The sequence below is a fragment of the Petrotoga sp. 8T1HF07.NaAc.6.1 genome (assembly GCF_016772115.1).
GTDB lineage: Bacteria > Thermotogota > Thermotogae > Petrotogales > Petrotogaceae > Petrotoga > Petrotoga mobilis.
The window spans coordinates 80964-95327 of the sequence record NZ_AUPG01000006.1 but is presented as its reverse complement, the minus strand read 5'-3'; the positions used below and the strand labels follow the sequence as shown (position 1 = coordinate 95327).

13 protein-coding genes and 1 pseudogene are annotated in these 14364 nt (G+C 33.5%); 11 read left to right on the top strand and 3 right to left on the bottom strand.

What is annotated here, in order from left to right; translation table 11 throughout:
* Positions 1-89 precede the first annotated feature (89 nt).
* The 6 genes from NAAC61_RS05575 (at position 90) to eno (ending at position 5047) form a co-directional block, all read left to right on the top strand.
* Positions 90-560, top strand: a complete 471-nt coding sequence (locus NAAC61_RS05575; protein ID WP_012209507.1) for an RrF2 family transcriptional regulator — start codon at positions 90-92, stop codon at positions 558-560.
* Positions 553-1656 carry a tRNA 2-thiouridine(34) synthase MnmA gene (mnmA, locus tag NAAC61_RS05570; RefSeq protein WP_012209508.1) on the top strand — a complete coding sequence of 368 codons (1104 nt, stop codon included), beginning with the start codon at positions 553-555 and terminating at the stop codon, positions 1654-1656. Before NAAC61_RS05575 ends, mnmA begins: the two co-directional genes overlap by 8 nt.
* A 2-nt stretch (positions 1657-1658) precedes the next feature.
* Positions 1659-2147, top strand: a complete 489-nt coding sequence (gene coaD, locus NAAC61_RS05565) for a pantetheine-phosphate adenylyltransferase (protein ID WP_012209509.1) — start codon at positions 1659-1661, stop codon at positions 2145-2147.
* Between the two features lie 132 nt (positions 2148-2279).
* On the top strand, positions 2280-2873 hold the full coding sequence (gene tsf / locus NAAC61_RS05560; protein ID WP_121515393.1) for a translation elongation factor Ts: 594 nt from the start codon (positions 2280-2282) through the stop codon (positions 2871-2873).
* 98 nt (positions 2874-2971) lie between these two features.
* Complete coding sequence (gene pyrH / locus NAAC61_RS05555; protein WP_012209511.1) at positions 2972-3670, top strand: UMP kinase; 699 nt, start codon at positions 2972-2974, stop codon at positions 3668-3670.
* A 78-nt stretch (positions 3671-3748) separates the two neighbouring features.
* On the top strand, positions 3749-5047 hold the full coding sequence (gene eno, locus NAAC61_RS05550; RefSeq protein WP_121959661.1) for a phosphopyruvate hydratase: 1299 nt from the start codon (positions 3749-3751) through the stop codon (positions 5045-5047).
* A gap of 119 nt (positions 5048-5166) precedes the next feature.
* Here eno and NAAC61_RS05545 read toward each other — a convergent pair whose 3' ends face one another.
* The 3 genes from NAAC61_RS05545 to NAAC61_RS05535 are packed head-to-tail and all read right to left on the bottom strand — an operon-like array spanning position 5167 to position 7079.
* Positions 5167-6237: a hypothetical protein gene (locus NAAC61_RS05545; protein WP_202695473.1), complete on the bottom strand. Its 1071-nt coding sequence runs from the start codon at positions 6235-6237 to the stop codon at positions 5167-5169.
* 9 nt (positions 6238-6246) lie between these two features.
* Entirely contained in the window at positions 6247-6756 is a 510-nt protein-coding gene (locus NAAC61_RS05540; protein WP_012209514.1) for a hypothetical protein, read from the bottom strand.
* The gene (locus tag NAAC61_RS05535; protein ID WP_012209515.1) at positions 6756-7079 is read right to left on the bottom strand and encodes a hypothetical protein; all 324 of its coding nucleotides are present in this window, start codon (positions 7077-7079) and stop codon (positions 6756-6758) included. Before NAAC61_RS05535 ends, NAAC61_RS05540 begins: the two co-directional genes overlap by 1 nt.
* A gap of 263 nt (positions 7080-7342) precedes the next feature.
* Here NAAC61_RS05535 and NAAC61_RS05530 point away from each other — a divergent pair, with 263 nt between their 5' ends.
* From NAAC61_RS05530 to hydA, 5 genes and pseudogenes are all read left to right on the top strand, one after another.
* Entirely contained in the window at positions 7343-8701 is a 1359-nt protein-coding gene (locus NAAC61_RS05530) for a uracil-xanthine permease family protein (RefSeq protein ID WP_012209516.1), read from the top strand.
* Positions 8702-8957: 256 nt separating this feature from the next.
* A pseudogene (locus NAAC61_RS05520) lies at positions 8958-10423 on the top strand (phosphoribosylaminoimidazolesuccinocarboxamide synthase).
* A 1-nt stretch (position 10424) separates the two neighbouring features.
* Positions 10425-11690, top strand: coding sequence for a threonine synthase (locus NAAC61_RS05515; protein WP_202695470.1), 1266 nt, complete (start codon positions 10425-10427; stop codon positions 11688-11690).
* A 93-nt stretch (positions 11691-11783) separates the two neighbouring features.
* The gene (locus tag NAAC61_RS05510) at positions 11784-12986 is read left to right on the top strand and encodes a YgeY family selenium metabolism-linked hydrolase (protein WP_202695469.1); all 1203 of its coding nucleotides are present in this window, start codon (positions 11784-11786) and stop codon (positions 12984-12986) included.
* Positions 12987-13000: 14 nt separating this feature from the next.
* Positions 13001-14356, top strand: a complete 1356-nt coding sequence (gene hydA / locus NAAC61_RS05505) for a dihydropyrimidinase (RefSeq protein ID WP_202695468.1) — start codon at positions 13001-13003, stop codon at positions 14354-14356.
* Positions 14357-14364 lie beyond the last annotated feature (8 nt).

Below are 14364 nucleotides of genomic sequence, written 5' to 3'. Positions count from 1 at the left end.
GAATTATAAAGTTAGTAAATCTATTAGAAGCTTATCTAAAGGGTGTTAATTAATTGAGGAAACGTTTATCTTAAAAGGAGGAATTAAATATGTCTCTTACTGTTAAAAGCAGTTATGCTTTAAGAGCTTTGTTTGAATTAGCTGTATTAGCCGAAGATGAAGGAAAAGAGAAAGTACCTATCAGCGAATTATCAGAAAGGCAAAACATACCAAAAGATTTTCTTGAAAAGATATTTATAGAATTACGTGATGCGGGAATAGTTAAATCTGTTAGAGGTAAATTTGGAGGATATGCTTTGGCTAAAAATCCAAAAGATTTACGTTTGAGTGAAATTATTCAAGTCTTAGATAAACCACTTCAATCTTTTGATTGTATTGTTGGCGAATGTTCGTTGGAAATAGAGTGTGCCGTTGAATTTGTATGGAAAAGGGTTAATAATTCTATTATGTTAGAGCTGAGTAAAATGACTTTGCAAGATATAATCGATTACGGAAGAAAAATTGCCAAGATCAAGATCGCTGAAAATGAAGGAGGTAGATTAAAAAAATTAAATGTCTAACAAAAAAGTATTAATGCTTATGAGTGGTGGGGTAGATAGCTCTGTCGCTGCCTATCTTTTGAAAGAACAAAATTATCACGTTATAGGGCTTCATTTCAAAACTGTAAGCGATGTTGTTTTCTCATTGATCCCAGAAAAAAAGAAGGTTTGTTGTAGCCCTTCAGATACACAAGATGCACTAAAAATTGCTGATAAGTTAGATCTTGATGATTTTCAGATTGTTGATATAAAAAAGGAATTTAAAGAAAAAATAATCGATTATTTCATAAAAACATATAAAGAAGGTAAAACCCCAAACCCTTGCATGTTATGCAACAGGTTTTTTAAATTTGGGAAGGCTTTAGAAATTGCACATAGCTATGGCGCAGATTGGGTTTCCAGCGGTCATTATTTAATAAAAGAGTATTCTAACAAGTATTCTACCTATATTATTAAAAAAGGTGTTGATCAATACAAAGATCAATCATATTTTTTATCTTATATAGACAAAAATACTCTTCCCAAATTGCACTTTCCATTGGGAAATATGTATAAAGTTGAAATCAGGGATATAGCCAACAAAATAGGCTTAAGTGTGGCAAATAAACCTGACAGTCAAGAGTTGTGTTTTATTCCTGATAATGATTATAGAAGATTTCTAAAAGAAAATGGAGTTACTACAGAAGAAGGAAAAGTTTACGATTTAGAAGGAAACGAAATAGGAACACACACAGGATACATGAATTACACTATTGGTCAGCGTTCTGGAATAAGCTACTATAAAAACGCAAATGTAAAACTGCATGTTTATAAAATATTTCCTCAAAAGAATGTTCTCATAGTTGCTCCTACTGAAGAAATGTATTCTAAAGAACTAATTGTACAAAATGTCAACTTTTTTGTAGATTTCAAAGAAATAGAAGGCTTTTGTAGAGTTCGCAAAAAAAGTGAGGAAAAGCCCGCAGTTGTTAAAAAAATTGCAGATCATACTTTAAAAGTAAGTTTTAAAGAGCCTATATTTGCCGTTACTCCTGGTCAATTTGCAACAATTTATGATGAAAGCGGTGTTGTTTTGGCTTCCGGTGTAATCAATATTAAAGAAATGGGGGAAGTTTGATAATGGGAATTAGGGACGCAGCTTATCCAGGAAGTTTCGATCCAATAACCTTTGGACACGTTAATATAGTGAAAAGATCGATTGAAAGATTTGACAATCTGTATGTTGTTGTTGTGAATAATCCGAACAAAAAGTATTTGTTTTCTCTCCAAGAAAGGATTGAAATGGTAAAAAAAGATTTAGAGGATATACCAAATGTTATTGTTGAATCTTTTGACGGTCTGTTGGTAAATTACCTAAAAGAGAAAAAAATTTATAATTTAATAAGAGGCTTAAGAGCGGTCAGTGATTACGAGTATGAACTTCAAATGGCAAACGCGAATCATATGCTTTTTCCTCAGTTAGAAATTTTTTTTCTCATGGCTGATACTGATTTCTCTTATATTTCTTCATCTATGATAAAAGAAATTGCATCTTACAACGGAGATGTTAGTAAGTGGGTTTCTAAGTTCGTCGAATTGAAGTTAAAAGAAAAACTATTAAAAAAATAGTAATAAAACAATAATTTTCTTATTTTAATATTCAATTAATTGTGTTAAAATAAATTAGTTTTAGCCAACGGTTGAGATTTCAAATACTCAAATTTATTAAACATTAATAATAAGCATTAGGAGGTATTATAAGTGGACGTATCAATTGAAAAGATAAAGAATCTTAGAACTTCAACAGGGGCAGGAATGTTAGATTGTAAAAATGCTTTGGAAGAGGCTGATGGAGATATAGATAAAGCCGTAGAAATCCTGAGAAAGAAAGGTGCCATAAAAGCTGCTAAAAAAGCTGGAAGAGTCACCAACGAAGGTATCGTGTACTCTTATATTCATCATAATGAAAAGATAGGTGTTCTTTTATTATTAGGTTGTGAAACAGATTTTGTGGCTAGGACTGATGATTTCCACGATTTAGCTAAGAAGATTTCACTACAAATTGCTTCGATGAATCCAAAGTGGATTTCAAGGGAAGATGTACCTCAAGAAATTATCGATAAAGAAAAGGAAATTTACCTTGAAGAGTTAAAAAATTCCAACAAGCCTGACAATATTAAAGAACAAATTGTAGAAAATAAATTAGGAAAATTCTACAGTGAAAATTGTCTTCTTGAACAGGAATATGTTTTTGGAGAAGGGGAAAGCATCAAAGACATTATTAATTCTATGATTGCTAAGGTAGGAGAAAATATAACAGTGGATAAATTTGCAAGATTTGCAATCGGTGAATGATAAAAAGGTGGAGTCTTCCGCCTTTTTGCTTTATTTATGGAGTATAAAATTTTTCTTTCAACTATAAGGCTGCATGCTCTTATTTAAAAGGAGGCCCTATGTACAAAAGAGTACTATTAAAATTAAGTGGGGAAGCTTTGAGTGGTGAAAGTGAAAAAGGATTTTCTGAACAAATGTTAACATATCTGGTGAACGAGATCAAGAAAATCCACAGTTTAAATATAAAATTGGGTATAGTTACAGGAGCTGGCAATATTTTTAGGGGGAAAGAGCTGAAAGATTTCCAAATTCAAATGGCAGATCAATTAGGGATGTTGGGCACCGTCATTAATTCACTCTATCTTAAAAATCTCTTCGAAAAGAATGGTTTGAAAAGTATTATAGTTTCCCCAATTGTTAATTTACCCTCTGTATTGCCACTTAAATACGATTTTATTGAACAATATTTTGAAGCTGGTTATATTGTCTTATTTGGTGGAGGAACATCAAACCCTTTGTTCACTACTGATACCGCTGCCGCATTGAGGGCGATAGAAATGAATGCAGATATACTTGTAAAAGCTACCAAGGTTGATGGGATATACGATAAAGATCCAAAATTATTCGAAGATGCCAAAAAATACAATAATATAACGTATGAACAAGCGATTAAAGAGCAAATAAAAGTTATGGATACAGAGGCTTTTTCAATATGTGAAAAAAATAATCTTTCAATATTGATTATCAATTTTTTCAAAGAAGGAAGCTTGCTTAAAGCTGTTGAAGGAGAGAATATAGGTACAAAAGTCGATCACTAACAAATTCTTCTTCAAGCATGAGTTCTATTCGAGGTTTAACGAAATATTAAATAATAAATTTCTGGAGGTGTTTTTTAGATGGAAAAGTTTTACGATGAAATAGTATCAGTAAAAGCAAGAGAGGTATTGGATTCGAGGGGAAATCCAACCGTTGAAGCAGAGGTAACTTTATCTACAGGTGTAACTGGTTCAGCTATTGTTCCTTCAGGTGCTTCAACAGGTAAATTTGAGGCTTTAGAATTAAGAGATGGTAATAAAGATTATTACATGGGAAAAGGTGTTACTAAAGCCGTGAACAACGTAAACAACATTATTGAGCAAGAGGTTGTTGGATTGAATGCCTTTGATCAAGTAAACGTTGATAGAGTGATGCTGGATTTAGACGGAACAGAAAACAAAGAAAATCTTGGCGCTAATGCAATATTAGCTGTTTCTATGGCAGTGGCAAGAGCTGCAGCTAACTCCTTGGGACTACCTCTTTATAAGTATTTAGGAGGCGTGAACGCCAAAGTTTTGCCCGTACCAATGATGAATATAATAAACGGGGGACAACACGCCGATAATAATCTCGATATTCAAGAGTTCATGATTATGCCTGCTGGATTTAATTCATTTAAAGACGCCTTGAGGGCAGGGGCTGAAGTCTTCCACAATTTAAAAAATATTTTGAAAAAAGAAGGGCACATAACTTCTGTTGGAGATGAAGGTGGTTTCGCTCCGAATTTAAATTCCAATGAAGAAGCTATAAAATACATAATTAGAGCCATACAAGCTGCGGGTTACGAACCTGGTAAACAAATTTTTATCGCCATGGATGCCGCAGCTTCAGAGTTTTACAATGAAGAAACAAAGAAATACTCTGTTGATGGAAAAGAAATGAGTGCTGCTGAATTAGCCGAATATTATATATCGTTGATTGATAAATATCCTATTAAATCATTAGAAGATCCTTTCGATCAAGATGACTGGGAAGGTTACTCTGAGTTCACAGCAAAAGTGGGAGACAGGGTACAAATAGTTGGTGATGACTTATACGTTACTAATGTTAAAAGATTGCAAAAAGGTATAGATTTAAAGGCTACAAACTCTATTTTGATCAAATTGAATCAAATAGGGAGTGTAACCGAGACTCTAGACGCCATTGAATTAGCCTATAAAAATAATATGACCGCCGTTGTATCTCATCGCTCAGGAGAAACGGAAGATTCTTTTATTGCCGATTTGGTAGTAGCTGTAAATGCAGGTTTTATCAAGACTGGCTCACTTTCTAGAACCGATAGAATAGCGAAATATAATCAATTGTTAAGAATCGAAGACGAGCTTGGTTCAACTGCACAATATAGAGGCTTGAATGCTTTTTATTCAATTAAAAAGTAATAAATATTCAATTAAAAAGTAATAAATATTCAATTAACTAAAAAAAACCGGTGATTTATTATTTCACCGGTTTTTTTAATAGATATATTTGTTATAATACTTGAACGAAATTAATTTTATCATACAAAATCAATCCTTTTCACTAGATAATTTTTCTCCTCCAATTTTTCTATGAGATACTGGGTTTTCAATTTAAAATACGCAGAGTTATTCTCCAATTCAAAACTTATATAAATTTCCTTCTCAAAACTTTGTATATTTGCATCTATAACCCCAAAGTTATTAGTCAAAAGAATTAAATTCAACTTTTGGTTCATTGCCTCTTGCTGGTAATTTTTTGAATTGTTTTGATATTCTCTATCAATTGCTAAAAATATAGGCATCCCAAAGATAGAAAAAAACATCAGTGGTGTTTTTATTTCTAAGCTAAGATTTTTAATAGTTAGGTAAGAATTTAATGTTTTATCCACTATGTTATGTTTTATAGAAGTTTTGGATTCATATTTATTAAGTAAACTATTCTTATCTTCTTCCTGCAAGGTTAATAATTCTTTCATTAATCTTATCTCATTCTTAGAGAAAAAATCTAAATTATCCTTTTTAGAAATATAGGCTCTTATCATATCAACAATTTTGACCGCAGAGTGAGAAGGTGATAAAACGGAGTTTAAGTTATCTTTAAAAGATTTTAGAAGTGAATTTACTATTTTTTCGGTTAGTTTTTTAAAAGAAGTAAACTCGTGGGGTTCTAAATTATCAAATTTTAATTTTTTTAATTGTTCGTTTAAAGTTCGAGAAAACTCTGCGAGCCATACCGACGCTTTAATATTTTGGGTTTCAGTGAAGTTAGGAGATTTAAGGTTAACGGCATCAATATTTTTAAAGTTTGGAAATTTCAAACTTAATTTTATGCTGTCTTTTGATGCCTCCCCCAAATATTTCATCTTAATTGGAGCATCCATATTATGTGTTTTATCTTGAAAAGTTAAATTTACCCTAACACCTGTTTGAAAATTTTGAGTGCTTTGATTTTCTAGAAGGAAAAGAAAATTTCTAACTCCAACTACAACTAAATTATTCTTAGAATAGAGAACTGTTCCTACGAATCTATTAATATTATTTTTTTTAGCGTAATCGTATAAAAAGGAATTATTTTGAGAAAGGATTAAACTCAACAAATTGTCATACATTTTTATTACCTACTCTTCAAGATCATCAAACAAACCCATTTCCAAAGATTTTTTAACAGATTTATACCGTTTGATTTTTGAAGTAACCAACTTCTCCGAAGTAAGCAATTTCTCTTTCATCATTATGTATCTAACTTTATTGGGGGCAGTGAAGTACCAGTTGTTAAAAGACGAAGAATATTCAGGCACGTTTATTTTGTATTTTGTTCCGATTACCGCTCTTGACTCTATTTTTTCTATAGCTTTAATTTTTTTAAAATAAGTAATTGCATTTTGTGTTCTTCCAATGCTAATGTTCAAATTTGAAGCTATTTCACGCACACTGGTATGGGTAACTGTATGATCGTATCCAAGTCCGTAGCTCATGTTGTACAAGTATAAATATACCTTTGCAAAAGACGACGGGGTTAGTTGCAAAATATACATAAGTACCTTTTCTGGTATTTGAATAAAAGGTCTTACAGGTCGATATTCAAACAAATTTACGTTAGTATCTTTTTCCCCTCTCGTTCTAGGCATTAGCTTTTTTCCTCCCATTCTTCTTTACCTATAATTTCCGCGTTTTCTAAGGTGTATTCTTTTAATTTATAATTCCTATCGAAAGTGGCAGAAAGGTGTATTCTGTTAAAACATTTTGAGCCAATATATTCTTTATTTATTTTGTACTCCCCTGTATCGTAATCCGTAATAAAATCGTAGCCTTTTCTAAGATAACTTCTAAATTTCTCTCCACATTTTGAACATTTGAAATATATAACTAATGCATTTTTTTCATCGTAAAAAACATTGTTATTAGAGGTTTTTGAATTATCTGACTTATTTCTTTTAAAAAAGTTAAACATTACGACTGTCCTCCTTTTCGAACAATTAAATTATTTTTAAAACTGTACAATTACTTCTCAATCTATATTGAGATTATATCATAATTTATACGTTAAGTTAAATATATCAGATTATGGGGAATTATAAAAAAATAACAGGAAGTAAAAACGATTAAACCCATTAATCTATAAAAAACTTTACTTGCGAATAAAGCAAAACTAAAGTATAATTAAAGTTAATGTTTAAGTAAAAATCCTATTCATTTTCAAAGGGGTGATTATTAATGGGAGATAGCACAGAAAAGACTACGGAAGAAGAAAAAGGAACAGAAGTTTTATACAAACTTGAAGACAAACCTCCGTTTTATGCAACGGTTGTTCTGAGTATTCAGCACATGTTAGCTATGTTCGTTGGTATCATTACTCCACCTTTGATAATCGCGGGGGTAGTGGGCTTGGATCCTCTAGAAACGGGATATTTCGTCAGCATGGCTTTGATTATTTCCGGGGTAACTACTTTTTTTCAAGTAAAACAATTAGGACCTTTTGGTAGCGGTCTATTAGCAGTACAAGGGACAAGTTTTACATTTGTTCCTATGGCGATTGTCGCTGCAAACTTAGGGGGGTTACCTTTAGTCTTAGGTATGGCACTTATTACGTCCCCGGTTGAGATGATTTTGAGTCGGTTTTTAGCTCAAACTCGCAAGATATTCCCTCCTGTAGTTTCTGGTACAGTTGTAATGTTAATAGGTTTAGGGTTGATAGAAACAGCCATAACCGACATTGGTGGAGGAGTTGGAGCTATTGATTTTGGGAATGTGCAAAATTTAGCCATAGCTTTGTTCGTATTAATAATCATAGTGATTGCAAATATATATGGCAAAGGCATCATAAAAGCTGGGGCGGTGGCTATTGGTTTAGTTGCAGGATATCTGGTTGCAATACCGTTGGGTATGGTGGATTTTGCTCCGATTGTAGAAGCTGGATGGGTAACAGTCCCTATCCCATTTAAATATGGGCTATCATTTAATTGGGCACTTATCATTCCTTGGATTTTAGCATATATTATTACTACAATTGAAACAGTAGGTGATTTGACAGCTATTGCTGAAGTTAGTGGCGAACCAATTGAAGGCAAAATTCACGATGAAAGATTAAAAAGAGGAGTTTTATTGGACGGTGTAGGGAGTGCTTTAGCAGCTGTTTTTAATACTCTTCCTAACACAACTTTCAGTCAAAATACTGGAGTTATTCAATTTAGTAAAATTTCTAGTCGAGTCGTTGGCTACGGTGTGGCAATTGTTTTGATACTATTAGGTGTCTTTCCTAAAATTGGTGCTTTAGTAAGCGTTATGCCTAAACCTGTTTTAGGAGGTGCTACTATAGCTCTCTTTGGAATGGTAGCGATGGCAGGTATGAAAATTGCAACAAAAGGTGGACTAAGCGATAAAAAAATGTTTATATTAGCTTTTTCTTTAGCTTTGGGATTGGGAGTTACATTTAGGCCCGACATAGTGAACCAATTACCAGAATGGATGGCTGTTGTCTTTTCTTCTAACATTACTGTTGGATTTTTAACCGCTTTTATTTTAAACCTTTTGATACCAGAACCAAAAAAGGAAAAGAATGGATATAAAGCCTAAGTTTACTTATTGCCACTTATGAATAAAGTTGATTATTCATGATTATTCCCGTTTATTGTTCTTTATAGACAACTAAAAAAGATTAATTTGATTTATCAATGAAAATCAAATTTTATTATTTGGTCAAAAAGATGTATAATAATAACTTAACGAAGAAAAAAGGCTTTGATCTTGAAAGTACATCACTGTGAAGCCTTTTTGATTCCAAGTATGAGAACATATCTAAAAAATATTTAAAAGACCTAGGAGGAATAAGATGATAGATTTTACTATGGACAAAGAGGTACTCGAAAAAGCAGTAGAAAGGGCTATAGAGAATAATATTATTATACCTACCTTTGCACAGATGCGAGATCCAGCTTTGATTCCTGATAAAATCAAACAACAGCTAAAAAATATAGGTTTATGGGATGTTAATTCATACAACTTATTTAGAATTACATGGAAAAACGAACCAGTTCCAAAAGGTGGTTTATATGGTGATGTAAATTACTTTGAGTTACCATCTGAATTAACGGGCGTTAAAGCTCGAATCGTGGCATTGGTAGGTAAATGGTTCCCAACCGGCTCCCACAAGGTTGGTGCCACCTTTGGGTGCCTTGTACCAAGCTTGTAACCGGTCAATTTGATCCTACTACTCAAAAAGCCGTTTGGCCTTCAACAGGAAATTATTGTCGCGGAGGAGCTTATAACGCCCAGCTTTTAGGATGTGAATCCATAGCTATATTGCCTGAAGGTATGAGTAGAGAAAGATTCGAATGGTTATCAAAAGTTGCGGGGGAAGTAATAGGAACACCCGGAAGTGAGAGTAACGTAAAAGAGATATTCGATAAATGTAATGAATTAAAGTCTACTCACGACAATATTGTTATTTTCAACCAGTTTGATGAAATGGGCAATCGTTTGTGGCATTATGTAGTTACCGGGCCTGCTATGGAAGAGGTGCTGCAAAAAATTATGGGGGAAAAAGACAGATTGGCAGGAACCGTCCTCACTTCAGGATCTTCTGGAACGTTGGGTTCAGGAGAATATTTAAAATCTAAGTACCCAAATAGTAAATTAGCTGTCTCAGAGGCACTGCAGTGTCCCACTTTATTATACAACGGATTTGGTGCCCATCGAATTGAGGGCATAGGAGATAAACATGTGCCTTGGATTCATAACGTTAAAAATACCGATATGGTTATGGCAATAGATGACAATGATGCTATGAATTTAATAAGGCTTTTCAACGAACCTGAAGGGAAAGACTTTTTAAGAAAACAGGGAGTCTCTTCGTCGATAGTAAATAATTTATCTTTACTGGGAATCTCTTCTATTGCAAATGTTCTTTCTGCTATAAAATTTGCCAAATACTACGAATTAACAGATAAAGATGTTGTGATGACCGTATTCACTGATTCAATGGAATTATACGATTCTAGGCTTAAAGAGTTACAAGAGCAAAAAGGTAAATATTCTGAACAGCAGGCTGCTGTAGATTTTGAGAAGCATCTAATGGGGGTAAAAACAGACTTTATTCAGGAACTGAGTTATTATGATAAAAAAAGAATACACAATTTAAAATACTATACTTGGATAGAACAGCAGGGTAAAGAATTAGAAGAATTGAACGAGCAATGGTACAACGATGAAAAATATTGGGGTAATGCCTTTGAAATTGCAGACAAAATCGATCAATTAATAAATGAATTTAACAAAAAAACGGGATTATTAGGCTAAATTGGAGGGGAGAAAACTGAAATATGTAAAAGATTTGGTTTGTATTTCTTGTGGGGAAAAATACGAAGCTTCACCAACACAATATCTTTGCCCAAAATGTGGAGAAAAAGGTATTTTAGATGTTGAATACGATTACGAAAAGATAAAAAAAGATTGGAATAAGCAAGATTTAAAAGCAAATCCTGATCCATCTATATGGAGATATTCACCACTCTTACCTATAGAACCTAACACCCCTAAACCCCCTTTGAAGATTGGAGGCACACCTTTATACAAAAGTGATGTTATGGCGAAACTGTTAGGTATAGAAACCCTTTACATTAAAGATGATGGTTTAAATCCAACAGGATCTTTGAAAGATAGGGCTTCAGCTATAGCTGTTGTAAAAGCACAAGAGGCAGGCATGAACATCGTTGCCTGCGCTTCTACTGGGAACGCTGCCTCTTCGTTGGCGGGGAACATAGCATCTATGGGAAATGAAATGAAGGCTGTTATTTTTGTTCCCTCGCGAGCCCCAATTGGAAAAGTTACTCAGCTATTGGTTTTTGGAGCTTTAGTTTTATCAGTAAAGGGGTCTTATGAAGAAACTTTTTATCTATCACAAGAAGCTATTGATAAGTGGGGCTGGTATAACAGAAACGCTGCGATAAACCCCTACTTAGTTGAAGGTAAAAAAACTTCTTCAATTGAAATCGCTGAACAATTAAATTGGGAAATGGTTGATTGGTTAGTTTACTCCGTGGGTGATGGCTGCACAATAGCAGGTGCTTGGAAAGGTGTATATGATTTAAAACAAATCGGATTCATTGATAAATTACCAAAGTTATTAGGTGTTCAATCTGAAGGTTGCGCACCAATAACTGAAGCTTTTAAAAAAGGTACAGATCTGATTCCCGTTCCAGAAAACACAATTGCTGATAGCATAGCAGTTGGAAAACCTCGAAATTATATGAAAGCTATCAAAGCCATTAAAGATTCAAATGGTGATATGATCAATGTAACAGATGATGAAATACTAAATATGATAAAAATTTTAGGAAAGAATACTGGCATTTTTGGTGAACCTGCAGGAGTTGCAGGAGTGGCTGGTATAAAAAAAGCTGTTGAAAACGGCATAATCAAACCTTCTGAAAGTGTTGCGGTTGTTGTTACTGGGAACGGTCTGAAAGATATTAAAAATGCTGAAAAAGCAACGGGCGCTCCTTTGTCTTTAGATCCGAATTTAAATGAATTATCTCAACTATTAGAAAAATATAATTTTAAATAACTTATTAAATAGTTGAACGAGATTTATTTCTATCATAAAAAAAACAGCAATAAGCAATAAAACTATCAGATAAAAGGGGGTTCATTAAAATATATGAATTACCAACAAATACTATCAAAAGCCAAGGAATACAAAAAAGACATGACCAGATTTCTTAGGGACATGATTGCTATTCCAAGTGAAAGTGGAAATGAAAAAGATGTTATTTTAAGAATTAAAGAAGAGATGGAAAAAGTTGGTTTTGACAGAATAGATATTGATCCAATGGGGAACATTTTAGGTTACATTGGCCACGGAAAACACTTAATAGCTATGGATGCTCATATAGATACAGTAGGTATTGGAGATATAAATTTATGGAATTACGATCCTTATAAAGGTTACGAAGACGATGAAATTATCGTTGGGAGAGGAGCTAGTGATCAAGAAGGTGGAATGGCTTCTATGGTTTACGGAGCTAGGATTATAAAAGATTTAGATTTATTTGACGATTATACGCTTCTAATTACTGGAACAGTTCAAGAAGAAGATTGTGATGGACTTTGTTGGCAATACATAATTGAAGAAGATAAAATCAAACCCGAATTTGTCGTTATTACCGAACCAACTTCGTGTAATATATATAGAGGCCAACGTGGGCGGATGGAAATAAAAGTTTCTACGCATGGTGTTAGTTGCCACGGTTCAGCACCTGAAAGAGGAGACAATGCTATTTATAAAATGGCGGATATTGTTAAAGAGTTACCAGTACTACATACTTGTTTAAAAAATGATGATTTTTTAGGAAAAGGTAGCTTGACAGTTTCCGAAATTTTCTTCTCTTCTCCTTCTAGATGTGCGGTTGCAGATGGTTGTTCTATATCCATAGATAGGAGATTGACTTGGGGAGAAAGTTGGAACGATGCTTTAAAAGAGATTAAAAATTTACCTTCATCCGAGAAACATAACGCTGATGTGGAACTTTACACCTATGAAAAACCATCCTACACGGGATTAATATATCCAACACAAGCATATTTCCCAGCTTGGGTATTACCAGAAGATCATCCTGCTTGTAAAACTCTCAAAGAAGCGTATCAAAACTTATTTGAGAAAAAACCGTTGGTAGACAAGTGGACTTTTTCCACCAATGGTGTTTCCATAATGGGAAGATATGGAATACCTTGTATTGGATTTGGTCCTGGCCATGAAGATCAAGCACATGCTCCCAACGAAAAAACATGGAAAAGTGAATTGGTGAAGGCCGCTGCAATGTATGCATGCATACCTAAGTTGTATACTCAAAAATACTTGTAAAAGGAAGGATTACGGTGTTAATCAAAAACGGTATCGTAGTTACTGCCACAAAAACTGAAAAAAAAGACATTAGAATATTGGACGAAAAGATAAAACAAATAGAATCTAACTTAACTCCTTTTATGGATGAAGAGGTAATAGATGCAAGCGGAAAGTATGTTTTCCCTGGAATTATAGATAGTCATACTCATTTTAGTTTGCACGCTAGAGGTACAACCAGTATAGATGACTTCTACTGGGGAGGGCGATCAGCTGCTTTAGGTGGAGTAACTACACACATAGATTTTGCTGATATGGAAGCTACGTCTTTGATGAAAGGATTAGAAAATAGATTAGAAGAAACTAGAGATTCCGTGATTGATTTTCATTTTCATATAGTTATTAACAACAACTTCAACCCACTTAAGCAAAATCATCAGCTTAGAGAGATTAGAGATTTTGGAATATCTAGTTTAAAAGCATTCACTACCTACAGAGATATATATATGTTGTCTCCTGAGAAATGGGAACCTTTATTTAAAGCAGCTTCAGATAATGACTTAATAGTAGCTGTTCATGCTGAAGATAATGAAATTATTGAAAAAAATATTATCAAATTCCAGAAAGAGAACAAATTAGATGTTCAATACCATCCAGATATAAGGTCAAGTGAAGCTGAGCAAAAGGCTGTTAAAGAAATTTGTGAGATTGCTCATAAAGCTAACGCTTCGTTATACATCGTGCATCTTTCATCTGAAAAAGGCTATCAGGTTGTAAAAGATTACAAGAAATTAGAAGATTTTAAATTGTATGTTGAAACCACACCTCACTATCTCTTATTAACAAGAGAATTATTAAAAGGTCCTAAAGCCAGTTTTTATTTTATGACTCCTCCATTGAGAGAAAGTCAAGATAACGAAGCTTTGTGGGAAGGAATTCAAAAAGGCTTGATAGACGTAATTGCCACAGACCACTGCGCTTACAATGCAGAGCAAAAATCAATGGGTAAAAATTCATTGGATATATTTCCTGGTATTCCTGGAGTGGAAACACTTCTTGCTTTGACATATACATATGGGGTAAATAAAGGTTTAATTTCTATAAACAGGTTGGTTGAACTCCTTTCCACTAATCCAGCAAAAATTTTCAAACTGTATCCACAAAAAGGAACAATAGCTATAGATTCTGACGCTGATTTAGTTATTTTCGATCCAAATTTAAAGGAAGTATTAAATAGTTCTAACACTCATTCGAAGGCAGCATACACTCCTTTTGAAGGATTTGAAGTGGAAGGACTTCCCATAACAACCATTTTAAGAGGAAAAGTAATCGTAAAAGATAGAAATTTCCTAGGAGAAAAAGGTTTTGGAAGGTTTATAAAAGCTATATAATTATATTG

Coding starts and splice junctions, on each gene's coding strand:
- NAAC61_RS05545 (WP_202695473.1), bottom strand. CDS start 6,237: ATGTATGACAATTTGTTGAGTTTAATCCTTTCTCAAAATAATTCCTTT.
- NAAC61_RS05530 (WP_012209516.1), top strand. CDS start 7,343: ATGGGAGATAGCACAGAAAAGACTACGGAAGAAGAAAAAGGAACAGAA.
- NAAC61_RS05575 (WP_012209507.1), top strand. CDS start 90: ATGTCTCTTACTGTTAAAAGCAGTTATGCTTTAAGAGCTTTGTTTGAA.
- coaD (WP_012209509.1), top strand. CDS start 1,659: ATGGGAATTAGGGACGCAGCTTATCCAGGAAGTTTCGATCCAATAACC.
- eno (WP_121959661.1), top strand. CDS start 3,749: ATGGAAAAGTTTTACGATGAAATAGTATCAGTAAAAGCAAGAGAGGTA.
- pyrH (WP_012209511.1), top strand. CDS start 2,972: ATGTACAAAAGAGTACTATTAAAATTAAGTGGGGAAGCTTTGAGTGGT.
- mnmA (WP_012209508.1), top strand. CDS start 553: ATGTCTAACAAAAAAGTATTAATGCTTATGAGTGGTGGGGTAGATAGC.
- NAAC61_RS05540 (WP_012209514.1), bottom strand. CDS start 6,756: ATGCCTAGAACGAGAGGGGAAAAAGATACTAACGTAAATTTGTTTGAA.
- NAAC61_RS05510 (WP_202695469.1), top strand. CDS start 11,784: ATGAATTACCAACAAATACTATCAAAAGCCAAGGAATACAAAAAAGAC.
- NAAC61_RS05535 (WP_012209515.1), bottom strand. CDS start 7,079: ATGTTTAACTTTTTTAAAAGAAATAAGTCAGATAATTCAAAAACCTCT.